The sequence below is a fragment of the Acinetobacter sp. 226 genome (genome assembly GCF_048147925.1).
Lineage (GTDB): Bacteria > Pseudomonadota > Gammaproteobacteria > Pseudomonadales > Moraxellaceae > Acinetobacter > Acinetobacter pecorum.
The window spans coordinates 85,746-111,056 of the sequence record NZ_JAYWYX010000009.1; the positions used below are offsets into that span (position 1 = coordinate 85,746).

The window sequence follows — 25,311 nt, forward strand, 5'->3', positions numbered from 1 at the left end:
ACTTCATTTTGTGTAACTGACCCTGATAGGAATATCAGGGTCATGGTTTATATGGAACAACTATGGCATTAATCGTTCAAAAATATGGCGGTACCTCTATGGGTACTCCAGAGCGCATTTTAAATGTTGCTCGTCGTGTAAAGCGCTGGCATGACCACGGCCACAAGGTAGTGGTGGTTGTATCGGCAATGAGTGGCGAGACCAATCGTCTGCTCGCTTTAGCGAAAGCCATTACCGAAACCCCTGATCCGCGTGAACTAGACCAAATGGTTTCTACGGGTGAACAGGTAACGATTTCCATGCTTGCAATGGCGTTGAATTCGATCGGGGTTGAAGCTAAATCTTTGACTGGACGCCAGGTTGGCATTAAGACTGACAGCGCATTTACCAAAGCCCGTATCGAGTCGATTGATACTGACGTATTGACTAAAAATCTGGACGCGGGTCGTGTAATTGTAGTTGCCGGCTTCCAGGGCTTTGATGCTGAAGGCAACACAACAACTTTAGGTCGTGGCGGTTCTGATACTTCAGGTGTGGCACTGGCTGCTGCACTCAAAGCTGACGAATGCCAAATCTATACTGACGTTGATGGCGTATATACCACTGACCCTCGCGTTGCACCAAAAGCGAAAAAAGTCGACCGTATTTCGTTTGAAGAAATGCTGGAAATGGCATCACTTGGTTCAAAAGTTCTACAAATTCGCTCTGTTGAATTTGCGGGTAAATACCAAGTACCTTTACGCGTACTTTCAAGCTTTGACAATGACAATGATGGCGCGTTTGACGAAGAATTTAAAAACAACGTTGGCACACTTATTACGACTGAATTGGAAGACAACATGGAACAGCCAATTATCTCTGGTATCGCGTTTAACCGTGACGAAGCTAAACTGACTATCCTAGGTGTGCCTGACATTCCAGGTATTGCATCTAAAATCTTAGCACCGATTGGCGCTGCGAATATCGAAGTCGATATGATCATCCAAAACGTAGAAGAAGATGGTACGACTGACTTCACATTCACTGTAAACCGTGGCGAACTTGCAAAAGCAAAAGCAATTCTTGAAGCAACCGCTAAAGAAATTGGCGCACGTGAAGTTGCGACTCGTGATGACATCGTAAAAGTATCGATCGTAGGTGTAGGCATGCGTTCTCATGCAGGTGTAGCGAGCAAAATGTTCACCGCCCTAGCTGACGAAGGTATTAACATCCTGATGATCTCGACTTCTGAAATCAAGATTTCAGTCATCATTGAAGAGAATTATCTTGAACTTGCTGTACGTTCATTGCATACCGCATTTGGTCTAGACCGCGAACAAGGCGAATCTAGCGCACGCGCTTAAGCGAAAAAACAAAATATTGTCATTGTTTGACACTATTTTATAAAACTCTACAAAAATGCAGAGCCGCTATAGTTTTTTTTATAGTGGCTCTGTTATATTAAGCATGAGGATTTTTAACCAACTGAGATAGATTAAAGTCTTTCATTCAGGTGACAGAATTTCTATCCAGATATTATTTTATAATTTTTGGTTGTGCTTTTTATTTTACATTCAATAGATTGCAGGTTTTGCATTTTGCAAGGAGAAAAACATGCTGATTCTGACTCGACGCGTCGGGGAAACTTTAATGATTGGTGACCAAGTCAGCGTGACTGTACTTGGTGTAAAAGGTAATCAGGTTCGTATTGGGGTGAATGCTCCTAAAGAAGTCTCTGTGCACCGTGAAGAGATATACCAGCGTATCCAGCATGAACGCGCAATGCATGAACATCTTCAACATATCGATCAAGATTACCAGCCTTCTTTTGAAGATGATAATCAGACACAAAATAACTTTAACCGTTAATTTTTGTGTAAATCATAAAGCGGCTTTTTTAGCCGCTTTAAATTTCTCTGTATTCTATATAAGCACTCTAAATAATTAAAAAATTTAATAAAGTCTAAAGTTTTACCTCTTGCTGCAATATTGCAAGCACTTTTTTTACCGGTCCAAAACTGCGGCGATGCTCATCAATAACACCGTGCAGGGCAATCGCTTCAAAATGCGCCTTGGTCGGATAACCTTTATGCTTGGCAAAACCAAATTGCGGATGCTTCTGATCCATCTCGATCATCTGATGATCTCGGGTTACTTTAGCCAGAATACTGGCTGCTGAAATTTCAGCATGCAGCGCATCACCACCAACTACAGCATCACAGCTCATCGCAAGGCCCTGTGGAATCTTGTTGCCATCGACCAGTACATGCTCAGGCTGAACTGGCAAAGCTTCTACAGCGCGACGCATCGCTAGCAAAGAGGCCTGTAAAATATTATACTCATCAATCTCTGCTGCAGAAGCCTCAGCAATGGCCCATGCCAAGGCTTTTTCCCGAATTTCGATAAAAAGCTTTTCACGCTTCTTTTCAGTAAGCTTTTTTGAATCATTTAAACCCTCAACCGGGTTATTCGGATCCAAAATAACTGCCGCAGCGACAACCGAACCCACTAATGGCCCACGCCCTGCTTCATCTACACCAGCAATTTTCATGTCTTTCTTCCATAAAAAATAGGCTGAACCGGTCAGCCTATTTCAATTTAATCTTGGCTTAGTTTACAGCTTCAGCTACACAAGCGTTAATGGTTTTTGCCACTACATTGCCGACAATCGTCGCACGTGCTGCCGGGTCAATTGCTGCAGTTGCCAGATCTACCGCCGTTACGTTCTGTGGTGCTTTTTCACTGACACAGCCGCAAATTTCAGTCTGGATATCCTGTTTTTGTGTTGTAGTCATGAGACGTGTTGCTGTTTGCCATGCCGGAATATTATTCAGCTCAGTCGTACATTTTGCATTGATCGCGATTTTAAGCGCAGCCCCACCCAGTTGCTGAGTCGTGGTTTGGGTCTCAGGACTGCCTGTTGTTGCACAAGCCGATAAAATCAAAGCAATTGGAGCCAGTGCAATCAATAATTTTTTCACAGATCTGTTCCTTGTTTATTCATATATAAAGCGTGACGCTATTGTGCCGAAATTCACCTGAATAAGAAATCTAAAAATCATCCTGAATGTTTAATCTGCACCCAGCCATTTCAATGGATGTTGCATGAAAGCCACCATAGCGTTGCAGATTTGGAATTGCCGAGCTGATTCGCCCTTTGCTAAGGTGCATCCATCTTTGAGAGCCACAGAAAATCACATGGAAAAAGTACAATATTACACACGCACGGCGCAATGGCTGCACTGGATCATGGCGATTATCTTTATTGGGGCGTGGCTGATTGGTTTTTATAGCGGGAATTTTTTAAGTTATGAGGTCGATGGCAGCTTTAAAGGCGATGTCATCACCCTGCATAAAAATATCGCCACCACCATTATTTTCTTGCTGGTTGTACGAATTTTCTGGCGCTACACCCATCCTGCCCCTGAACTACCTGATACTATGTCATCCCGGGTGAAAACTTTAGCACATGCAGGTCATCTGGCTTTGTATTTCATGCTGATTGCCCTACCCGTCACCGGCTGTTTATATAGCTGGAGTCTGGGCTACCCAGTACCGGTACTGTATTTATTTAAGCTTCCGGCACTGATTACAGAAAATCCGGCTGTGACCGCCATCGCAAAACCTCTGCATATCTGGCTTTCCTGGGCGGTGGGACTCCTTTTAACCGGACATATTGCCGCAGCACTGAAACATCATTTTATCGATAAGGATCACGTACTCACCAGCATGACGCGACAATCTAAATCTTCTAAAAAATAATCTGCAAAACCACACAATCAGCTTTCACTGGAAAGCTGATTTTATTTCAAGAACTCGGTCATGCAGCCTTTCAGACTGTTTGCGATTGCTTGTTGAGTAAGCTTTGACTTTACTTCTTCATCCAGAGTTGCTTTAAGCAAAGTGCTGGCTGGAATATCTTTAAGCGCATGCTCACCCACACAGGAACACACGTTCTGTTCGAGTTCAGCTTTATTTTTATCCTGCATAAAATAAGTCGAGGCAGTCCAGAATTTAGATGCTTTCAGCTCTTTTCCACATTGATATTCAATCACGGGTTTTAAGGTACGTTGTGTCAAAGTCATATCCGCATTTGAGCAGGCAGATATCAACACGCTACTGATGAGTAGAATTACATGTTTCAATTTCATATCCATCTATAAAAACAAAGGCAGAGCGTACCCTGCCTTTTATTTGAAAACTTAAACCAGGGCACGGATCTGGTTGATCCATTGTTCTTTAGCAGCATCGGTAATAAAAGAGGCTTCAAATGAGTTGATGGCCAACTGCTTGAGTTCCTCATTACTTAAGTCCAGCGCTTCAGCAATGGCAATAAAATTGTCATTCATATAACCGCCAAAATAGGATGGATCATCTGAATTGACCGTAACATGCACGCCATGCTGCAAGAGGCGATGGATATTATGCTGCTGCATGTCATCCACGACGCAAAGTTTCAGGTTTGACAATGGACAAACGGTCAATGGCATCTTTTCTGCAATCAGGCGTTGCATTAATTCAGAATCTTCTTCCGAACGAACTCCATGATCGATACGATTGACTTTGAGCAAATCCAGCGCCTCCCAGACATAGGCTGCCGGGCCTTCTTCTCCTGCATGCGCAACCACTAAGAAGCCTTCATCTCGTGCTTTAGCAAAAACACGTTCAAACTTTGACGGTGGATGCCCGACTTCACTTGAATCCAGACCGACTGCAATAATCTGGTCTTTATAAGGCAAGGCCTGTTCCAGTGTTGCAAAAGCAGCATCTTCACTTAAATGACGCAAGAAGCACATGATCAGATGTGAACTGATACCCAGTTTAGTTTTGGCATCATCACAGGCTTTTTGCAAGCCGTTGATCATGGTTGCAAAAGCAACGCCACGATCAGTATGGGTTTGTGGATCAAAGAACATTTCAGTATGCACGACCCGGTCTTCAGCACATTTTTCAAAATACGCCCATGCCAGATCATAAAAATCCTGTTCATGAATCAGTACAGCAGCACCAGCATAATAAATATCAAGGAACGACTGAAGATTATGAAAGTTATACGCCTGTTTAACTTCCTCGACAGATTTATACGGGATAGCAATCTGATTACGCTGAGCGATTGCAAACATTAACTCAGGCTCAAAGGTGCCTTCAATATGCACATGAAGTTCTGCTTTTGGCAAAGCTCGAATCAACTCGAGACGGTTCATCATTTCTCCTCGTGAAACCCTTAAATAATAAAAAAAGGGTGCAAACTAAGTCTACACCCTTTCCAAATCCAGAAAAATTAGCCGCCAAATAGTGCGAATTTAAGCGTCCATAGTAGTGCAATAATCCAGACCATATACGGCACAGTTGCTGCTTTACCAGTCAGCAACTTGATCAATGCATAGCTAATAAAGCCCATTGCTATACCATCCGCAATCGAATAGGTAAATGGCATAAATACAATGGTTAAAAATGCAGGAACTGCTTCTGTAATATCTTCCCAATCAATATGTACGATACCCTGAATCATTAAGACACCAACAAATAACAACGCTGGGGCTGTTGCAAAGCTTGGTACAGACTGTGCCAATGGCGCAAGGAACAAACAGGCAACAAACAGGATACCGACGACTACAGCGGTTAGACCTGTACGCCCACCAGCTGCTACACCTGCAGAAGATTCAATGTATGGTGTCGTCGATGAAGTCCCTAGAGCTGCACCTGCAACAATTGCAGTAGAGTCAGCAAAAAGTGCTTTTTTCAAACGTGGCAGTTTGCCATCTTTTAACAAGCCTGCACGGTGCGAAACACCTACGAGTGTACCGGTGGAATCAAATAGATCGACCAGGAAGAAGACAAAAATCACGCCAATTAAACTGGCAGTGAACAGACCTTCAAAATTCATTTGCATGAATGTTGGAGCAAGTGATGGAATTGCACCCACTACACCCTGAAATTCATTATAACCTAGTGCAGTTGCAATAGCCGTCACCACCAGAATACTAATGATAATGGCACCGCGGACTTTGAACTGGTGCATCACAACCACAAGCAAAAAGCCTAAAAGTGCCAGTAATACCGAGGGTTGTTTCAGATCGCCCAAGCCGACTAAAGTAGCCGGATTATCCACAATAATACCGGCATTTTTTAACGCAACCAGCGCCAGGAATAATCCAATACCTCCCCCAATCGCGAGCTTTAGCGACATCGGAATAGCATTGACAATAGCCTCACGTATTTTGAACATGCTGATCGCAATAAAAACCAGACCTGACACAAAAACTGCGCCTAATGCGGTTTGCCAAGGCACTCCCATTCCCAAACATACAGAATAGGTAAAGAAGGCATTCAAGCCCATACCTGGTGCTAGGGCAATTGGATAATTCGCAATCAAACCCATGACCAAACAGCCAATTGCTGCTGCAAGACAAGTGGCAACAAAGACAGCCCCATGATCCATCCCCGTTTCGGACAAAATCATTGGATTGACAATAATGATGTAACACATCGTTAAGAACGTGGTTACACCTGCCAGAACTTCTGTACGGAAACTGGTTTTGTTTTCACTCAGTTTGAACAGACGTTCAAGCATACTTTCTGAAGATGGATTAGGAGTCGTCATGACCTAGCCCCTATTGAGTAAACTTTATGCTTTAAGCATGCTGTCAAATAAATGAAATTTTATAAAAAAATTCATCAATTTTAAGGATGTGTTAGCAACGAATATGCCAGCATAGCCATTTGACGGGTTAAAATGTTGGAACAGCTTACAGCCCACCCAGGGCTATGCTATAAAAACCCAAAAAATCTAAACAAAAAAGCTGCATAATTTTTATGCAGCTTAATTTCAAGATTTAAATCAAATGGTTAACAAGATGATATCTGCTTCATCTTGATTGTGGGCAAATTATAACACACTGATTTCTTATTGCTTCTTAGATTTTTACACTTTATTAGAAATTAATATATTCTAAGCGAATACTTCAAAAATTCATTATATTTATTATTAATTTAATTTTATTATTTTATTTAAATTTTAAACCCTGAAGATAAGTAAGCTGGATTAATGCCGATGCCGGTTGGATTCCAATAATTTGTTTGAATCACGCCCTTCACTCAAGACATGACGGATCTTTTCATATTTCCTTATTTCTGAATGTTTATGGACGCAAAATCCCAATAAACTGATTATTAAGGCAAAGACAGGAATAGCATATATTTTCATTCTTATTATGCCGCTTTGTAACATTATGAAATTATGCTAACAAAAAACATAACAAACTTGTGACATACTTTACATTTAACCCGATGAAAGGCAGTTTTCAAGCCTTAAACCAATACTTTTCTGAGTTTTTATTTACTATTACTTAATTAACTTGTAATTCTTTTTTTTAAACTGTTTTTTTATAATGCACTTTCAAGTCAACAATAAGTATCTGTAGTTAAAAGTTTTTTTAATTAATTTAGAAAAATAATTTTGAAGTAGGACTATTCTGATAAATGAAATATCACGCATTTCATGAAGAGTATTTTGCATAATTTCATAGGGTTTTCCCCAAAGACCTCATCTTTATTTTTTGAGAAAAAACGTTAAATAAATGATATTTTTCGAGTTATTTAGATGTGTGTAGTGACAATTTTATTCTTGGGAAACTCTGCAGGCTATTCTTGAAAGCTCAATGGTGCCTTTCGCTAATTCTGTGCATCTGTCCTTTATCTGCCTCACAAAGTCAAATCATTAAAGATTATACATGTACCTTATAATAGAGCTCTCATATCCAGCATATTTGTACTCATGCTGGATATGGGAAATCGTTTATTTATGCACTCAGTTGTTCATCGCGCTTAAACACCAGTTCTTCCTTGATTGAACTGTCTGCATCGAAGTAATAACCATCGATATTAAAAGCTTTTAGCCCTTCAATCCGATCAATTTTATTTTCAATTATAAAACGTGCCATGAGGCCGCGTGCTTTTTTAGCATAAAAACTAATCACTTTATATTTGCCATTTTTCTGATCTAGAAATACCGGCTTGATAATATTTGCCTGAATTTTTCGCTCGTTAACCGATTTATAATATTCATCTGACGCGATATTGACCAGAATTTCAGACTTTGCTGCTGCCAAGTCTTGATTAATCAGATCAGTGATATGATGAGCCCAGAAATCATATAAGTTATGCCCCCGGATATTGGCCAATTTAGTACCCATTTCCAGGCGGTAAGGCATCATCAGATCCAGGGGACGCAAGAGCCCATATAGACCGGACAGCATCCGCAAATGGTCTTGTGCATAATGCAGATCTTCATTCTTCAAATTATAAGCATCAAGACCTGTATAGACATCGCCTTTGAATGCAAAAATCGCCTGACGGGCATTGGCCAAATTAAAATCTGGCTGCCAGTCATTAAAACGTGCAGCATTTAAACTGGCAATTTTTTCACTGACACTCATTAAGCTTGAAATTTCTGATGCAGAAAGTGTGCGACAAACTTTAATCAAATCCTGCGAATGCTGTAATAATCTCGCTTGAGTAAATTGGTCAGTTGGTAGGGGGGTATTGTAATCAAGAGTTTTAGCTGGAGAAATTAAAGCGAGCATGGCAACCTGGTCAAAAAATGATTAATCAAACTATATCAGTAGACTTATTTTAATTCCAATTCATGTTTTTATTCACCATAATCGTTAAAATGCGAAATTCTCCTGTTAATCATCGGTTTTTATATGTCCGAGCAAATTTTTCTTCAAGGACCTGCAGGTCAGATTGAAGTTTTTGTGGATTATCCTCAGGGTGAAGTGAAAGGATTCGCGGTAGTTTGTCACCCTCATCCATTGCAAGGTGGAACACCACAACACAAGGTTCCGGTTTTACTGGCACAAATGTATCTGGAACGTGATTGTATTGTATATCGTCCAAGTTTCCGTGGTTCTGGTCAAAGTGAAGGTATACACGACGAGGGCTTCGGTGAGACCGACGATGTATTGGAAGTCATCCGGTTCGCCCGTACTCAACATATTGCCCTGCCTTTTTATGCAGGCGGTTTTAGTTTTGGTGCGCATGTTATGGCGAAGAGCTACGCAGCTTTGCCAATAGAACTACAACCGAAGCAAACCATTTTATGTGGACTACCGACCGCTACTGTTGCCGGTATTCGCCATTATATTACACCAGCAATTAAAGGCGACATTCTGTTCATTCATGGGGAAGCCGATGAAGTAACTTTGCTGTCAGATATGATTGAATGGGCAAAACCACAGCGTCATCTAGTGACCGTATTGCCTGGTGCCAACCATTTCTTTACCGGCTACTTAAAGCAATTGCGAATTGCAATGACCCGGTACTTAGCGCTTGGCTGAATAAAAAAACCCATCAGATGATGGGTTTTTTTATTCAGAGATAAAATTTTCTGCAAGAATTTCATAAATCACTGCCCGATATTTGGGTTTATCCAGATAACTGGTAATTTTTCCGCGCAAGCGCTCTGCAATTTTCCGGCTCGCCCAGTTTTCTTCAGCTACTTGATAGCTTAAACCTTTAATATCTAATGTATTGAAAGCATATTCCACAATACAACGCACTGCCTCGTGTCCATAATGATGACCATGCGCAGTTTCACGGATCCAAATACCAACTTCAGGTATTTCGTCATGAAGTCGATGTAAACCACATAGTCCAATAAATTCTTGTGTTTCTATATGACGGATCACATATATATATTCTTTATGATCGGTCATATTTTCCAGCCAATTTTGCCAGATTGCTGCAAAACCCTGTTCAGATTCTGGTACATCCCACGCCATAAAACGTGTCAGACTCGGTGTGATCGAAGCATAAGCTTCTACGGCATCAACCGGTTTAAAATAATTCAGGATCAGACGTTCACTTTCGAGTTGAGGGCGAATTTTATTAGAGTAATACATAGGAATGAACTTATTGACCATATCAGTGCCACCTTGAAAACGACTCATAACAGTATAAAATTCGTGTAAATAAAAGCAGCTTAAGATCCTTTATCATTATTAATCCTGTAGGAGCTGAAACTCCTTAACTTAAATAGTATCTTTATTATTCAATTTTTTTAAAACCCGTACTTCAAACCAAGCTGCAACTGGTAATCACCAGAATCAAGAGCATTGCCATTGACATCTCCAAAGATGTTCCAGTTCTGACCACTTTGATAATTAAAGCCTATACCATACAACAGATAGTCCTTATCAAAGCTCGGTGGTGTGAACAGGACATTGCGAGTGCTATCCACATTCATTGACAGCGCAACCTTGTCATAGTCACGGTTAAATGCATTGGCATATTCACCATAACCAGTCAGCACCACATTTGGAGTAAGCTGATAATCCAGTCGCACCCCGACATGAGCTTTGGTTTCAGCGATACTCACATCACTCACCGCCACACCCAACACATTTACTTCTTTAACCCCATCGAGATCAACAGTGTTATAGCTCAGTGCCAGATAAGGACTTACACTCAATTGCTCGGTGAAGTAATCATAACCGATCTCGCCATATACACCGTATTTGCTCAGATCAGCTTTTGATCGGGAATCTACAGATGCCACAGCATCGGTAAGCACACGCTTGAATTCCACATCCCCCCAACCAAACTGCATATTACCCGCAACATACAGATTGTCAGCAACTCGCCATTTCAGGTAGGCCCCCAGGTTAGTGACATCAGCATCAGCAGATGCTTTGGTTTGCTCAAAATCAGACTTGTCCTGATACTCGCTTATATAAGCGCCTACCGCCAAGTCATCCCGAACCATCGTATCCGCGCCCACACTCAGCACACTGACATGAGATTCAACATCATCCCAACCGTTTGCAGAATTCTGGTTGTTCAGGTAACTGGCATTCGCCCAAACCCCGCCTTGTCCCGCATACAACAACTGATGTGAACGCTGTGCAATCTGAGCATTCACCAGTGAATCATTGCGTAGCAGTACAGATGGAGTTTCAACAAATACCGCACCTGAATTGGAATTCAGGATTGCCTGAGCCGCTTCACGGCTTTGAACAGACTGGATTGTTCCCACATACTTGGTCAGATCAGTCACCTGACCATTTAAGGCCTGGGTATTGGCCTTGTCCATCAGGTCATTTAAAAGCTCGCCAGATACCACAGAGATACCGCTTGATGCCGTACCCGCAGCAGCCGCATTGGCATAATCCACATCAACCGTTACCTTGTTGGCATGATGCTCCAAGCCTGACACTGCAAGGAATGGCGAAACCGATTTATACTGCTCGAATGTGCCAGTAACCTTGTTGGCAGTTAAAACGGTATGCTCGCCTTTGGTCAAGATGTCACGACTGGCAGCAGACACGTCAAGCGAACCCGCCAGTGCAGCATTACCTTTAATAGTGAGGTAGTGATGCAGATCATAGTTCAAGACACCTGATGCGTTTTGGGTATAGTTGCCATTTACTGTCAGACGACCATCGGCAGTCGTTACCTTACCGCTGTTGACCACTGACCCTACTATACCATTCCCCGAAAGTACACCTGCCTTAGTGACACTTACTGGACTGGTGATTGAACCTGTAACACGCAGCTTGCCATTTTCGACACTGGTTGAACCCTGGTAAGTATTTGCGCCTGACAGAACCAGAATGCCATTGCCTTTTTTGGTCAAGCCTGCATTACCCCCAATATTGTTGGAAAAGACACTGGTGCCGATCACATTGGCATCGAAAGTATTACCAAACTCTTTGCTGAATAACTTAATCCCTTTCAACGAGCCCTCAAGGTCTAAACGCCCCCATCCAGTAGTGCTGTTATAAAGCTTGTTCTCACCTGAACCATCATCCAGATAATCAGCATTGGTCAGCAATACTTGACGTACCTGATCAGCATTCAGCCAGGGATATTTAGACCATACCAATGCTGCAGCTGTAGTCACTTGAGGCGCTGCAGCTGAAGTTCCTGAAAAATACACCAACCCTTGCAGTTTATTGCTATACAGCGGGCCGAACCTGAAATCCGCAGCCAAACACCAGCGAGCAGAATCTCCGCAGGCATTCGCCCCCTTACCATCAGCATTACGGAAAATTTTTTGACCTGTTTCATCTAGACCCGTCACACTTATCACACCTTTTTCAACAGCTTCATTGCCCACTGGAAGTAATGATTCAACCGAGGGATTGGCAAACCCGTCATTCCCTGTAGCAAACACCACCAGAGCATCTCCCTTGACCAATTCGGCAGTGTAATCAAGCAGACGCTGCTTATAATCACCAGATGCAAACATCGTTGCAAAAGAAGCATTAAATAACTTCACAGCATATTTTTTATTCAGGTCATTCATGGCCTGAAGATGACCTGCAGTTGTTGCATATCCCAATTCACGATCGGCAGACTGGATACCATATATTTGTGAAATATCTTTTGCCAGCCCTTCTGTCATGGCTTTTTCCATAAAATTAGATTGATCCGGAATCTTGCCCGCTATGATTTGAGCAACCAATGTCCCATGCAGACTAGGGCTTGTGTCTTGTACAGAAATGCCGGCTGTCGTTAAATCTTCAACCGTAAAAGTACCCGCCTGATAATCATTAATGTATTTTAATACTTTCTCAACAGAATCCTGCAAATAAGTATTTTTCTGGACACCCGTATCCGCTACACCAATTGCGATCTTATTATTACCTTTCGCAATATCAACAACATCAAACTTGGATTTATCATAAGTGTAAGATGTTGGTGTTGGTGTTGGTGTTGGTGTTGGTGTTGGTGTTGGTGTTGGTGTTGGTGTTGGTGTTGGTGTTGGTGTTGCACCATTTCCATTATCTAGATCATTGTCAAGTGGCTGAGAAGTTACATTGGGCAAAGATTTAGATCCACCACATCCAGTTAGTATGAGGCTAACGACGGCGAATGCAAGAGCCGTTGGAACTGTTTTGATGTACATACTTACGCCTATTATTATATTTATTATGGTCTTATAGATTGATGAGAGTATGTCGAAATTTGCTGCCTAAAAATGAAGATAAAGTAGAATTTAGTCTCCAGACTTCTTTCCTTCTCCGCAAAGTTTTATCTATTACTCATAGGTCAACATTACGCAAAGCTAAAAACTATTTTTTATAATTTTGATATTTAGTTCGAACCTAATTTAAGAATTTTTATTGGGTTATTTTCTACTAAATTCGACTTCACCGCCTTTGACTGGGTTTACCAAAAATATTTTGAAAAATCAGACTCTCTGATCAAAAAATTTAATCGAAAATTTAAGTTTAGTAAGTGAGTAAATATATTTAAATTGTTAATGAATGAAACTGGTCTTGAGTAAAACCATACTCTTCTCAGCCATACGTGGCACATCAAGATATGATAACAATTAAGATTCAAGCAATTTCGCAGTGGATAGCTCGAAATAGTACTAAATACACATAGCAAATCAGTCACATAAAAACCATTGGGGCTCTGTGATTAATGAAGGTAAAATTTGCGGGATCTGAGGTGATTGACTTAATCACTCGAACTTGGCTGGAACGAAGGTATTGTATATGGATAAAAGCCAGGATTTAGAATCACCCAAAGAAGAATAGAGGAGAACCAAACTCAAGTTGATATTTCCAAAAAACATCATTCAAAATCCCACGATACACGTGTGAACTGGCACTGATGGAAGGTCAGTCACTTAGCTGAAAATATATGTGCATGGATGAAATAACCTTGCAGTATTGCAATATAAGCTAACAAGCTAGAGTAGAACTTTTGAAGTTCATATGCTCCAGCTTGTACTTTGTCTGATGGCTATTAGGAAATATTAACAGTTCCTAATTCTTCCATTCAAACTCACTAAAACTCTCCTGTTTTTTAAGCGATGCTTCAACAGCCTGTGCCAGCTGGTTTAACAAGCTTTGCTCGGTAATCCGATCCAGCCAGTCCTGTTCTTCATCCGGATATGAAGCAATTTCACAGACCAGATGGCCCTGTTCATCTCTGGTTTCACAACTTACCGATAATGGCAGCTCATGCTCATCTACGCTTACTGCCACTTGTGCACCACTTTGACTTAAGGTCTGAAAACCGTATTTACCTAATTCCTCAGCAAGTAAATGTGCTACGTATTCCTGAGTTTCTTGACCATCCCGTGGTTGCTGGCTTTGGGTATTGGCCATGAATTTTAATTTTCGCATCGCTACTTCCAAATGGCTTTTTTCTTATATGGGTTTAGCATAAGCAATATAAACAAAACAGCCAAGCAAAAGCTTGGCTGTTTCACATAAATTTAAGAATTATTCTGTGACTTCAATCGTCAGACCGGCCTGTGAAGTCAGTTCAGTAAAGGTTGGAAAGCTCGTCGCTACTGTTTCCGTTCCCACAATACGAATTTCTTCAGAATTACGTAAGCCTGCGATTGAGAAACTCATGGCAATTCGGTGATCATGATGTGACTCGATTTCACCACCGCTAAAGATTGGTGACCAGTCACCTGCTTTACCTTTACCTTCAATGATGATGCCATCTTCTGTTGGTGTACAATCAATGCCCATGGTTTTCAGGCCATCAGCCATCACCTGAATCCGGTCAGATTCTTTGACACGCAGTTCAGCCGCGCCGGTCAGAATCGTTTGACCTTCGGCACATGCAGCGGCAATGAACAGTGCCGGGAATTCATCAATCGCCAATGGCACCTGATCTTCCGGCATATGAATGCCTTTTAAGGTACGTGTACCGCGAATACGGATATCTGCAATCGGTTCACCACCTGCAATACGCTCGTTTTCAACCGTAATATCCGCACCCATCTGTTTCAGGATTTCGATCACACCGGTACGGGTGGGGTTGATACCTACAGCTTCTAAAGTCACATCCGAGTTTTCGGTAATCGCAGCCCCAACCATAAAGAAAGCAGCAGATGAAATATCAGATGGAACCTGAATATTGGTACCCACTAACTTACCGCCACCTTGCAGTGAAATACGGTTGCCTTCAGTTTTTACCTCATAACCAAAAGCACGCAGCATACGTTCAGTATGGTCACGGGTGGGTTCAGGCTCGATCACTGAAGTTTCACCTTCTGCCCATAAACCTGCAAGTAAAATACCAGATTTTACCTGTGCAGATGCCATTGGCAAATCGTACTGGATTCCTTTTAAATTTTGATTTCCAGTAATTGATACCGGTGGCGTACCACGCTCACCTGTGGTTTGAATCTGTGCCCCCATTTCACGTAAAGGCTTGGCAATCCGTTCCATGGGACGCTTGGACAATGAAGCATCACCGGTCATGACTGAGTCAAATTTCTGCGCTGCCAGCATGCCAGACAGCAAACGCATCGAAGTGCCCGAGTTACCCATATATAGCGCAGATTGTGGTGCTTTCAGGCCATGCATACCTACACCGTGAATGGTCACTTCACCATTTTTAGGACCTTCAATACTCACCCCCATATCACGGAAAGCTTGCAGAGTCGCTAAAGCATCTTCACCTTCAAGGAAACCGGTGACATGCGTAGTGCCTTCAGCAATCGCACCAAACATGATGGAACGGTGTGACACAGATTTGTCACCTGGCACGGTAAATTTGCCCTGGAATTTCTTGGCACCCGGCTGAATGGTAAATTGTTGTGTCACGTTATTTTTCTCCATGAAAGGTTTCTTGGCGAGCATATGGTTGAAATGCTGGCGTGCTGCCTGTGCATGTCCCAGTAAGCCCATCAATGCTTGGGAATCTTCATCTTCAATCAGCTTGCGGATAATTGCCAGCTGGGCCTCAAAGCCATCCACGGCATTGAGAATTGCTTTTTTGTTGGCAAAAAAGATGTCATGCCACATTTGTGGATCACTGGCCGCAATACGCGAAAAGTCACGAAAGCCACCGGCAGCATAACGAAAAATATCCAGATTATCTTCGCGCTTGGCCAGTTGTTCGACCAGGTTAAACGCCATCAAGTGCGGAAGATGACTGGTATGGGCCAGCACTTCATCGTGCTTTTCTACATCCATACAGATCACTTCCGCTTTTGCTGCCTGCCACAGTTGAATCAGTTTATCGACTGCCCATGCTGCACTGGTCGGTAATGGTGTCAAAATCACCTTGTGATTGGCGAACAGATCGACCTTACCGGCATGCACCCCGGTATGCTCGGCACCCGCAATCGGATGTCCAGGTACAAAACCTGCTGGTAATGCTTCACCAAATACAGCCTTGGCTGCATCCACCACATTACCTTTGGTACTACCGACATCCGTAATAATAGTACCTTCAGCCAGATGTGGCTTGATGGTTTCCAATACCTTTTGCGTAGCACGTACCGGCAAAGCCAGGACAATCAGATCTGCACCTTTGACCGCTTCCACAGGATCTGCATAACCTTGGGAAATTAATCCCAAGGCTTTGGCATCTTCCAGCGTTTTTTGTGAGCGTGTCGATGCCACGATGTCATTGGCTAAATGCTCGGCCTTAATCACACGTGCCAGACTTGAACCAATCAGCCCAAGTCCGATGAAGGCAACTTTTTCAAACAGTGGCTGCGACATAACTTAAGCTTTCGCCTCTAAGCCGAGTACTTTGCCAAGTGCAGCAAGGAATTTGGCATTTTCAGCTTCAGTACCAATTGATACGCGCAGATGGTTCGGAATACCCACTGGACGAACAATTACGCCTTCTTTCAGCAATTTGTTAAATGTTTCTGCTGGATCAGCCTGTACATCGACCAGAATAAAGTTGGCACGGGATGGTACATAGTTCAGACCCAGAGCTTTAAAGCCCGCTTCAAGCTGTGCCATACCTGCCTTGTTCACTTCACGAGATTTCTCGATGAATGCTTCATCTTTCAGCGCAGCAACTGCAGCTACCATTGCTAAATGGTTAACATTAAATGGCTGACGGATACGGTTCAGGTAATCCGTTACTTCAACAGACGACAATGCGAAGCCAACGCGCAGTGCAGCCAGACCATAACACTTAGATAATGTACGGCTGACAATCAGGTTTGGATACTGCTTCAGGAATTTGAGGCTGTTAAAGTTTTCCGGGAAATATTCCACATAAGCTTCATCCAGCACCACGATGACATTGGCCGGTACTTTCTGCATGAAAGCTTCAAATTCAGCTTCTTCGAACCAGGTGCCTGTCGGATTATTCGGATTGGCAATGAAGATCAGCTTGGTATTGTCTTTTATTGCTGCAGCCATGGCTTCCAGGTCATGCGAGAAGCCTTTTGCTGGTACTTCAATCGCTTCGGCATGGATTGCTTGCGTTACCAATGCATATACAGCGAATGCATGCTGGCTGTAAATCACGGAATCTTTTTCAGAAACGAATGCGCGGGCAAACATTTCCAGCAAGTCATTTGAACCATTGCCCAAAGTAATCTGGTCATGATTAAAACCAAACTGAGCCTTGATCTGGTCTTTCAGAATAAAACCACCACCGTCAGGATAACGGCCAATTTCCGCCAGTTCGGCAGCAACTGCTTCCTTGACTTTATCTGAACAGCCCAACGGGTTTTCATTTGAAGCCAGTTTCACGATATCAGTGATGCCCAACTCACGCTCAAGTTCACTGATCGGTTTACCTGGTTGATATGGTCTTAATTTAGAGATGCCTGGATTGGCTGGGACAAACGACATTTTATACTTCCGATTTACAGATGAAACAGCGATCAGCACCCTCGCACTGATCACGAAAGGCTGCTTTTATAAAACAGCTGCAGGATATGAACCAAGCACGCGAACTTCTTTCACGAGCGGGCGAATTTCTTCAATCGCTGCTCTCACATGCTCCTGTTCAATATGACCTTCAAGATCAATGAAGAACACATAAGCCCATTTTTCAGGAAGTGCAGGACGGGTTTCAATACTGGTAAGACTAATGTTGTGTTTGGCAAATGGCGCCAGAATTTCTAGCAATGCACCAGCACGGTCATGTGCTGATACCAGCAGTGAAGTTTTGTCATTACCGCTTTGTGGTACTTTTTCACGACCAATCACCAGAAAACGTGTGGTGTTTTCCGGATTGTCCTCGATATTGCTGTGCATGATCTCAAGATTGTAGATGTTCGCAGCAATTTCAGAGGCAATTGCGGCAGAGTGCCACTCATTCTGAATACGTCGTGCAGCTTCGGCATTTGAGCTGAGTGCAACACGCTCTACCCCTGGATAATGGGCATCTAGCCATTTACGGCATTGTGCCAGAGTTTGCTGATGTGCATAAATCTGCTTGATACTGTCTTTACGGGTATTTTCCGAGATCAGGAACTGGTGATGAATCGGTAATTCAACTTCACCAATGACATTCAGATGCGAGGTTTTGAAACAGTCCAAAGTATGGTTCACCACACCTTCAGACGAGTTTTCAACCGGTACCAGACCATAATGTGCACTGCCCGCCTCTACTTCACGAAACACTTCATCAATGGTGGGTAATGGACGAACCACAGCATCATGACCAAAATGTTTGAGTACTGCCGAGTGTGTGTAGGTACCAATAGGTCCAAGAAAAGCAATACTTTGTGGTGCTTCAAGCGCTAAACATGCTGACATGATTTCGCGAAACAGACGTGCCATGGTGGTATCCGACAATGGCCCCTCATTGCGCTCCATAACATTGCGCAGGACTTGTGCTTCACGTTCCGGACGGTAAAACAGCGGATTTTCTTCAGAAGCAAATTTCGCTTTTGCGACTGCCTCGGCCAAACGCGCGCGACGGTTAATCAACTGCTGGATCTGCTGATCAACTGAATCGATATCTTCACGAATTTTAGCCAAATCTAAAGAAGCCGTTGTGTTTTGATCGTCGTTGATCATCGTGATGTCGCCCTGTATAAACCTTATCTGTGCAGTATAACAATAGTGTGCTGTAAATGTTACACAATATAACTTTAGTAGATTAATTCTTAAAAATAAGGAGTTGATTTTAACCGTTCATCGCCTTAGTCATATCTGGTAACATTTCTTTCAGTATTTCCACCGAATTTACATTATCAAATTGTAAACTTTGCATACTCATCTTAACTGATTTTTATCAAGATGAAATATCACTATTTCTTAATCTAGATAACGGTTTTAAGCATAAGAAAATTAAAATAATTGCGATATGACCTAAGCTTTTAAGAGAATGATATCTTATATAGATTTCACAATAAAATGCACTCTATCCAACCTCATTTTTCTAGGTTTATCTTTGACTTAGCTAATATTTTTACATTCCACCACCACTTGATTACAAAGCGGAGACGATTTTTTAACCAATCGTAGATAGTCTAATTTAAAACATACGTTTGGGTGTCAGTCATGCCAAAAAGAATAGCTGTACTTGTAACGAATAATTTTGAAGACCAGGAATATCTTGAACCTGTTGCAGCCTTGCTGGCAGCACAGCATAGCATCTGCAACATTGAGCTCAATGCAGGAAAAATAGTCTACGGTCTGCATGGCCAGTCAAGTGTGACAATTGACCGCGGCATCGAACAAATCAGTATTGATGATTTTGATGCCTTACTGATTCCTGGCGGTGAATCTGCAGTTTCTTTATCTACCGATCTCCGGGTGCTGCAATTTATCCAAGCCTTTAATCAGGCCAAAAAAACCATCTTTAGTTTATGTGATGCCTCTTTACTCCTGTGCGAAGCAGATGTACTGAAAAATCGAATTATTACCAGTATTCGCGCGCATGCCAGCCGTGTACGGCATGCCGGTGGCACTTACTATGATGTCGAGCTGGTAAATGACAATAATCAGTTGATTTCATCACGCCTGCCCAATGATTTACCTATTTTTATTAATGAATGTTTGAATGTCTTAAAATCATAAAAATTAAAAGAACATTTACCATTTGGATTATTTCTCGCGTAAAAAAGAGCCCTTCAGGACTCTTTTTAGTACTTGAGCAGTTAACGCCCCAGCAGCCCCCGTGCCACGATTTCCTTCATGATTTCATTGGTACCGCCATAAATCCGCTGGATTCGTGCATCCACAAAGAAACGTGAAATCGGATATTCGGTCATATAGCCATAACCACCAAAGAGCTGGAGCAAATTGTCAGCAATTTTCATCTGCATATCGGTCGAAAAGCTCTTCAAAGCGGCTGCAGTTTCTACGTCCAGTTTATCCTGCATATATAGCTCGACATTCTGGTTATAAAAAGCTGCTGTTGCCAGTTCATCAATTTTGGCCTGTGCCAGAACAAAACGGGTATTCTGGAACTGAGCAATCGCCTGACCAAAAGCCTGGCGTTCTTTCACATATTGCGTCGTTACATCGATAGAACCACGAATCGCACCCAAAGCTGTCGCAGCAATAGCTGTGCGTTCGCGTGGTAGTTCTTGCATCAGATAAGCAAAGCCCTGACCTGCTTGCCCCAGCAACTGCTCTTTAGGCACTTTGACATTATCAAAAAACAGCTCAGAAGTGTCCTGAGAATGCAGGCCAATTTTGTCCAGATTTTGACCCTTTTTAAAGCCTTCCAGATGCGTATCGACCAGCATTAAAGACACACCTTTGGCACGGGCTTGCGGATCAGTCTTCACTGCCAAAACTACCAGATCGGCATGCTGGCCATTAGAAATAAAGGTTTTGGAACCATTCAGCAAATAATGATCATCCTGCAAGATGGCATTAGTACGCATGGCCTGCAAATCTGAGCCTGCGCCCGGCTCGGTCATGCCAATCGCACCCACTACTTCGCCTGAAACCATTTTTGGCAACCAGTATTTTTTCTGTTCTTCAGTCCCAATATGCAGAATATACGGTGCAGCAATATCTGAATGGCAAGACAAACCGGTTGAAATTGCGCTATAGCCTGCTCGTGCCGACTCTTCAATCAGCATCAGGGAGTAATGCGTCGGCACACCATAGCCGCCATATTCTTCTGGGACATCGACACACAAGAATCCATTTTCACCCAGCGCATTCCAGACTGAACGCGGCATCATACCCTCACGCTCCCACTGTTCATAGTAAGGTGCTACATGTTCGTTCATAAAGCGTTTGAAATTGTCGCGGAAAAGTTCCAGGTCAGCATCGTAAGCCAGCATTCTTGTATCCTTATGGTGTTTATCATTTTATTTCCTGTCCACAGGCTAACTATTTTTATAGCTACTGTCATGTGCCTGATGGGTTTTTTTGCTAACTTCACAGTCAAATAAAAAAACAAAAAGGAAGCTGAAGCTTCCTTTTTTAAGATCTTAAAGACTCACTCTAACTTAGTGAGCGTTATTGCCTTCTTGCGCCATTTTTTCATCAATTTCAGCTGGATTTGCTAATGCATAGTTGAGCTTATCCATATCTAACTGACCAACCCATTTCGCCACAACTAAAGTAGCCAAAGAGTTACCGACCAGGTTAGTTAAAGCACGCGCTTCAGACATGAAACGGTCAATACCCAGAATCAAGGCCAGGCCCGCAACAGGAATATTTCCTACAGCTGCCAGAGTTGCCGCCATCACAATAAAGCCCGAACCGGTGACACCTGCTGCACCTTTAGAAGAAATTAACAATACTAGAAGCAAGGTAATCTGGTGAGATAAATCAAGCTGTGTATTGGTGGCTTGTGCAATAAAGATCGCTGCCATGGTCAGGTAAATTGACGTACCATCCAGGTTAAATGAATAACCTGTTGGAATCACCAGACCAACCACTGATTTTTCAGCACCCGCAAGCTCCAGTTTCTTCAGCATACGAGGCAGTACCGACTCAGAGGAGGACGTGCCGAGTACAATCAGCAACTCTTCACGAATCAGGCGGATCATCTTCATGATGCTGAAACCTGCGAAATGCGCAATTGAACCCAAAACAATGAAAATAAACAGCAAACATGTGATATAGAAACAGATGATCAGTTGAGCCAACTGCGCCAGTGATCCAATCCCATATTTACCAATCGTGAATGCCATGGCACCAAATGCACCAATTGGAGCAAGTTTCATGATCATATTCACGATGTTAAAGAACACATGTGAAATCTGGTCAATCAGTTTAAGTACCGGCTTCCCTTGTGCACCCAATTTATGCAGCGCAAAACCGAACAGGATCGCGAATAAAAGCACTTGCAGGATTTCACCTTCAGCGAAAGCTCCCACTACCGTATTCGGAATAATATTCATCAGGAAATCAAGGGTAGACTGCGACTCGCCTGAAGTTACATACTTCGAGATTCCCGCAGTATCCAGACTGGCTGGATCAACGTTCATGCCAACACCTGGCTTTACGATGTTAATAACCAGCAGACCAATCACCAAAGCAATCGTTGAAACGATTTCAAAGTAAAGTAGAGCCACACCACCAGTTTTACCGACTGATTTCATGCTCTCCATGCCTGCGATACCACTGACCACAGTACAGAAAATTACAGGGGCGATGATCATTTTGATTAAACGGATAAATGCATCACCAAGTGGCTTTAGCTGCTCACCTAGACCCGGAACATATTGTTCTGCACCATTAATAATTTGTGTACCACTTGGCGAGAAATGTCCGACCAGGATACCCGCAATAATGGCTACGATCACTTGAAAATAAAGCGACTTATAAATTGGTTTTTTAGCCATAACCTTACTTCGCGATATACTTCTAAAAAGAAGCAATATTCAGTTTTTACTTATTTAAGAAAATAAGCGTCCAATACTTGATTGTCTGAAACAAAAAAGTGCCTATGTATCAAGAATTAATCTGATACTAAAAATAGAATGTGTATGTACGTTTAACAATCACAGCAACCCTGGTCTTCAAAAAGAAGTCAGCGCATTGATCAGGAGATGAAGCAAACACAAATAATCACGGGAAATTTTAACTGCTTTTTAGACTTTTGTTTAACCCGAAATGTTAATTTTGGCTAAATAATAGGCAATATTCATTATACTATAGTCTTATAAAACTATAATAATTCTGCAAAATAAGAAGGTGAAATACCAATATCAGCGTAAAATATGCCAATACTTGATGAATATGACTGATCTATCTGTATGAACACAAAGCGAAATATTTATAAAGATACCGAACATCCTTTTGCCCAGTTTATTCGTATTATTGGCAAGGGAAAAAATGGTGCACGCTCCTTAAGCTATGAAGAAGCTTATCAGGCTTTTAGCATGATCCTGAACAATCAAGTATTGGATGTACAGCTTGGTGCTTTTCTGATGCTATTACGGGTCAAGGAAGAATCCGTCGATGAATTAGCAGGTTTTGTTCAGGCAACCCGTGATCAGCTTAACTTCAAAGCACTGGAGGTCGATCTGGACTGGTCCTCTTATGCTGGAAAACGCAAACATTACCCATGGTTTATTCTGTCTGCCCTTACTCTGGCCAAGCAGGGCTATAAGATTGTCATGCACGGTGCTTCAGGCCATACCATGAACCGTGTTTACACCGAACAGGTGCTGACTTACTTAGGCTATCCAATCTGCCAGAATGATGTGGAAGTTGAGCAGCAGCTTGAAGAAAGACACTTCGCCTATCTACCTTTAGAGGTAATTTCTCCGATTCTGTCTGAGCTGATTGGACTGCGAAATGTCATGGGACTGCGCTCTCCAATTCACACGCTGGCACGCCTGATCAATCCATTTAATGCCAAAGCGACTTTACAGGCCATTTTCCATCCGGCTTATCGGAGTTCACATCAGCAATCGGCTTACCGCTTAGGTTATAAAAACAGTGCGGTGATTAAAGGTGAAGGCGGTGAATTTGAACGTAACCCTGATGCCAAAACCTTAATCTGCGGGATTAAAGATGGTGAGCTCTATGAGCATGAATTGCCGAAACTAACCGACAATCGCAGCCCGATTGAAGAAGAACTGGATTTATCTGTGTTTAAAGAAGTCTGGGAAGGCAAACATTCACATGAATATGGTGAAGTTGCAGTGGTTGAAACCATGGGCATTGCCCTGTATACCATGGGCGAATGTGACAGCTATGAAGCAGCGATGCAAAAAGCCAAAGAATTCTGGGATAGCCGTCTTTCAGTTTGATGCCATTCATGCTTTATGACAGACATTAAAAAAGACCACATTGGTGGTCTTTTTTAATGTCTGGATTAGACAAAACGGATCGGCTTGAATTCCGGCTCATGCTGGTGATGATCATCATCACATTGTTCGCCTTCTTCTTTCGTACCACGGTCGATATAACCACTACGTTCAGTTTCTGGCAGGTTTTTCATTTCCCAGGCATATACCGCCTGCATGCAGGTCTGACGCTGTTCCTGAGTCAAAGCCACACCGTTTGGCCATTTGCCAATTTCAATGGCTGTTCTTAAGCGTTCTACAATCTCAGGATTGAGTACGGCAAGCATTTGTTCAATATTCATGGTTAATCCTGCTTAAAATAATCGAAGTCCTGATTCCAGCCCAGTTTGGTTCGGCATGCATTATAGAAGTCATAACCTGGCGGATGCAGAAGATGCAGTTTAAAGGGATGCTTACGAATATGGACGCTATCTCCAACATTCAAAGACACACTGTGTTGTCCATCCGCACTCACCATCGGCAGTACGCGATTTTCACGAATCAGTAATTTAATTTCACTATGCCCTCCAACCACAATCGGCCGTGAAGACAAGGTATGCGGATGCATCGGCACCAGCGCAATCGCATCCATACTCGGATGAACAATCGGCCCGCCTCCCGACAGCGCATAGGCGGTAGAACCAGTCGGTGTAGAGATAATCAGGCCATCACTATGCTGACGATAGACATATTGTCCATCAATATTCAGCTCAAAATCAATCATATGTACTGATTTTCCTGAATGTAAAACCACATCATTCAAGGCAATGGCATCATAAATGATTTCACCTTTAGAGCGAATTTCCACTTCCAGCAGGAAACGGCGCTCTGCCTGAAAGTCGCCTTTGAGCACCTGATCCAGCTTAAAGATCACTTCGGTCGGCTTGATATCTGTCAGAAAACCCAGACGACCACGGTTGACTCCAATTACAGGTGTATTGTATTTCACCAGTGCCCGAGCAGCGTGTAAGAGTGAGCCATCCCCACCCACCACAATGACTAGATCAACTACTTCGCCCAGCAAGGCCCGGCTGACAGTCTGGGTATTTTGATAAGGTACCAGTTCAGCTGTATCGGCATCAAAAACAGGATGTAGACCTAAATTGAGCAGATGATCATGAATCAGGCATAAGGTTTCAACCACTGAAGATTTATCCGGGCGTCCGATTAACCCGATATTTCGAAATGTCTTGTGGGAAATTTGCACCAGTGTCGTCGCTCCGCTTCGAATCCTGCTTATCATATCATTAAGCATGAATAGGATGACAATTTATAACATGATAAAGCCGTCTAGGATTTAATTTGAAATAGACTGAAATTAAGGAGAAAATGTGAAGTTTAATTTTAATTTTAATCTCAATATTTGATTAAATATT

General features: G+C 42.5%; 22 protein-coding genes. 6 read left to right on the top strand and 16 right to left on the bottom strand.

Features of this window, described 5'->3' with window-relative positions:
* Positions 1 to 62: 62 nt before the first annotated feature.
* Both VXP95_RS05875 and csrA read left to right on the top strand, forming a co-directional pair.
* Positions 63 to 1,343: an aspartate kinase gene (locus tag VXP95_RS05875; protein ID WP_144725025.1), complete on the top strand. Its 1,281-nt coding sequence runs from the start codon at positions 63 to 65 to the stop codon at positions 1,341 to 1,343.
* A gap of 250 nt (positions 1,344 to 1,593) precedes the next feature.
* Positions 1,594 to 1,848 carry a carbon storage regulator CsrA gene (csrA, locus tag VXP95_RS05880; RefSeq protein ID WP_064096631.1) on the top strand — a complete coding sequence of 85 codons (255 nt, stop codon included), beginning with the start codon at positions 1,594 to 1,596 and terminating at the stop codon, positions 1,846 to 1,848.
* A 94-nt stretch (positions 1,849 to 1,942) separates the two neighbouring features.
* On the opposite strand, the gene rnhB is transcribed toward csrA, so the two are convergent.
* Both rnhB and VXP95_RS05890 read right to left on the bottom strand, forming a co-directional pair.
* On the bottom strand, positions 1,943 to 2,566 hold the full coding sequence (rnhB, locus tag VXP95_RS05885; RefSeq protein WP_416711674.1) for a ribonuclease HII: 624 nt from the start codon (positions 2,564 to 2,566) through the stop codon (positions 1,943 to 1,945).
* A 22-nt stretch (positions 2,567 to 2,588) separates the two neighbouring features.
* On the bottom strand, positions 2,589 to 2,960 hold the full coding sequence (locus VXP95_RS05890) for a hypothetical protein (RefSeq protein ID WP_416682106.1): 372 nt from the start codon (positions 2,958 to 2,960) through the stop codon (positions 2,589 to 2,591).
* Positions 2,961 to 3,177: 217 nt separating this feature from the next.
* Here VXP95_RS05890 and VXP95_RS05895 point away from each other — a divergent pair, with 217 nt between their 5' ends.
* Complete coding sequence (locus VXP95_RS05895; RefSeq protein WP_416711664.1) at positions 3,178 to 3,741, top strand: cytochrome b; 564 nt, start codon at positions 3,178 to 3,180, stop codon at positions 3,739 to 3,741.
* 41 nt (positions 3,742 to 3,782) lie between these two features.
* On the opposite strand, the gene VXP95_RS05900 is transcribed toward VXP95_RS05895, so the two are convergent.
* From VXP95_RS05900 to yaaA, 4 genes are all read right to left on the bottom strand, one after another.
* A complete protein-coding gene (locus VXP95_RS05900; protein WP_081408795.1) occupies positions 3,783 to 4,136 on the bottom strand; it encodes a hypothetical protein in 354 nt (117 codons plus the stop codon).
* A gap of 45 nt (positions 4,137 to 4,181) precedes the next feature.
* Positions 4,182 to 5,183: an adenosine deaminase gene (locus tag VXP95_RS05905; RefSeq protein WP_416711675.1), complete on the bottom strand. Its 1,002-nt coding sequence runs from the start codon at positions 5,181 to 5,183 to the stop codon at positions 4,182 to 4,184.
* Positions 5,184 to 5,260: 77 nt separating this feature from the next.
* On the bottom strand, positions 5,261 to 6,583 hold the full coding sequence (locus VXP95_RS05910; RefSeq protein ID WP_064096627.1) for an NCS2 family permease: 1,323 nt from the start codon (positions 6,581 to 6,583) through the stop codon (positions 5,261 to 5,263).
* Positions 6,584 to 7,781: 1,198 nt separating this feature from the next.
* Positions 7,782 to 8,564: a peroxide stress protein YaaA gene (yaaA, locus tag VXP95_RS05915; protein WP_416706233.1), complete on the bottom strand. Its 783-nt coding sequence runs from the start codon at positions 8,562 to 8,564 to the stop codon at positions 7,782 to 7,784.
* A 123-nt stretch (positions 8,565 to 8,687) separates the two neighbouring features.
* Between yaaA and VXP95_RS05920 the strand changes: the two genes are divergently transcribed.
* The gene (locus VXP95_RS05920) at positions 8,688 to 9,320 is read left to right on the top strand and encodes an alpha/beta hydrolase (protein ID WP_064096625.1); all 633 of its coding nucleotides are present in this window, start codon (positions 8,688 to 8,690) and stop codon (positions 9,318 to 9,320) included.
* Between the two features lie 30 nt (positions 9,321 to 9,350).
* Here the strand turns inward: VXP95_RS05920 and VXP95_RS05925 are convergent, their stop codons facing one another.
* The 6 genes from VXP95_RS05925 to pheA form a co-directional block, all read right to left on the bottom strand.
* Positions 9,351 to 9,884 (bottom strand): GNAT family N-acetyltransferase, encoded by a 534-nt coding sequence (locus VXP95_RS05925; protein ID WP_064101871.1) that lies wholly within the window; start codon positions 9,882 to 9,884, stop codon positions 9,351 to 9,353.
* Between the two features lie 158 nt (positions 9,885 to 10,042).
* Positions 10,043 to 12,892: an autotransporter domain-containing protein gene (locus tag VXP95_RS05930; protein ID WP_416711665.1), complete on the bottom strand. Its 2,850-nt coding sequence runs from the start codon at positions 12,890 to 12,892 to the stop codon at positions 10,043 to 10,045.
* An 871-nt stretch (positions 12,893 to 13,763) separates the two neighbouring features.
* A complete protein-coding gene (locus VXP95_RS05935) occupies positions 13,764 to 14,126 on the bottom strand; it encodes a hypothetical protein (protein ID WP_064096623.1) in 363 nt (120 codons plus the stop codon).
* Between the two features lie 99 nt (positions 14,127 to 14,225).
* Positions 14,226 to 16,472 carry a bifunctional prephenate dehydrogenase/3-phosphoshikimate 1-carboxyvinyltransferase gene (locus VXP95_RS05940; protein ID WP_416711666.1) on the bottom strand — a complete coding sequence of 749 codons (2,247 nt, stop codon included), beginning with the start codon at positions 16,470 to 16,472 and terminating at the stop codon, positions 14,226 to 14,228.
* Positions 16,473 to 16,475: 3 nt separating this feature from the next.
* Positions 16,476 to 17,567, bottom strand: coding sequence for a histidinol-phosphate transaminase (gene hisC, locus VXP95_RS05945; RefSeq protein WP_064101843.1), 1,092 nt, complete (start codon positions 17,565 to 17,567; stop codon positions 16,476 to 16,478).
* Positions 17,568 to 17,633: 66 nt separating this feature from the next.
* A complete protein-coding gene (gene pheA / locus VXP95_RS05950) occupies positions 17,634 to 18,743 on the bottom strand; it encodes a prephenate dehydratase (RefSeq protein ID WP_064096620.1) in 1,110 nt (369 codons plus the stop codon).
* 486 nt (positions 18,744 to 19,229) lie between these two features.
* Here pheA and VXP95_RS05955 point away from each other — a divergent pair, with 486 nt between their 5' ends.
* The gene (locus VXP95_RS05955; protein WP_064101842.1) at positions 19,230 to 19,748 is read left to right on the top strand and encodes a DJ-1/PfpI family protein; all 519 of its coding nucleotides are present in this window, start codon (positions 19,230 to 19,232) and stop codon (positions 19,746 to 19,748) included.
* Positions 19,749 to 19,828: 80 nt separating this feature from the next.
* Here VXP95_RS05955 and VXP95_RS05960 read toward each other — a convergent pair whose 3' ends face one another.
* The gene (locus tag VXP95_RS05960; protein ID WP_064101841.1) at positions 19,829 to 20,971 is read right to left on the bottom strand and encodes an acyl-CoA dehydrogenase family protein; all 1,143 of its coding nucleotides are present in this window, start codon (positions 20,969 to 20,971) and stop codon (positions 19,829 to 19,831) included.
* 168 nt (positions 20,972 to 21,139) lie between these two features.
* The gene (locus tag VXP95_RS05965) at positions 21,140 to 22,483 is read right to left on the bottom strand and encodes a dicarboxylate/amino acid:cation symporter (RefSeq protein ID WP_416711667.1); all 1,344 of its coding nucleotides are present in this window, start codon (positions 22,481 to 22,483) and stop codon (positions 21,140 to 21,142) included.
* A 414-nt stretch (positions 22,484 to 22,897) separates the two neighbouring features.
* Between VXP95_RS05965 and VXP95_RS05970 the strand changes: the two genes are divergently transcribed.
* Positions 22,898 to 23,899, top strand: coding sequence for a glycosyl transferase family protein (locus VXP95_RS05970; protein ID WP_416711668.1), 1,002 nt, complete (start codon positions 22,898 to 22,900; stop codon positions 23,897 to 23,899).
* Positions 23,900 to 23,964: 65 nt separating this feature from the next.
* Here the strand turns inward: VXP95_RS05970 and VXP95_RS05975 are convergent, their stop codons facing one another.
* Both VXP95_RS05975 and VXP95_RS05980 read right to left on the bottom strand, forming a co-directional pair.
* Entirely contained in the window at positions 23,965 to 24,237 is a 273-nt protein-coding gene (locus tag VXP95_RS05975) for a YeaC family protein (RefSeq protein WP_064096615.1), read from the bottom strand.
* Between the two features lie 2 nt (positions 24,238 to 24,239).
* Entirely contained in the window at positions 24,240 to 25,178 is a 939-nt protein-coding gene (locus VXP95_RS05980) for an NAD(+) kinase (RefSeq protein ID WP_064096675.1), read from the bottom strand.
* Positions 25,179 to 25,311: the final 133 nt, after the last annotated feature.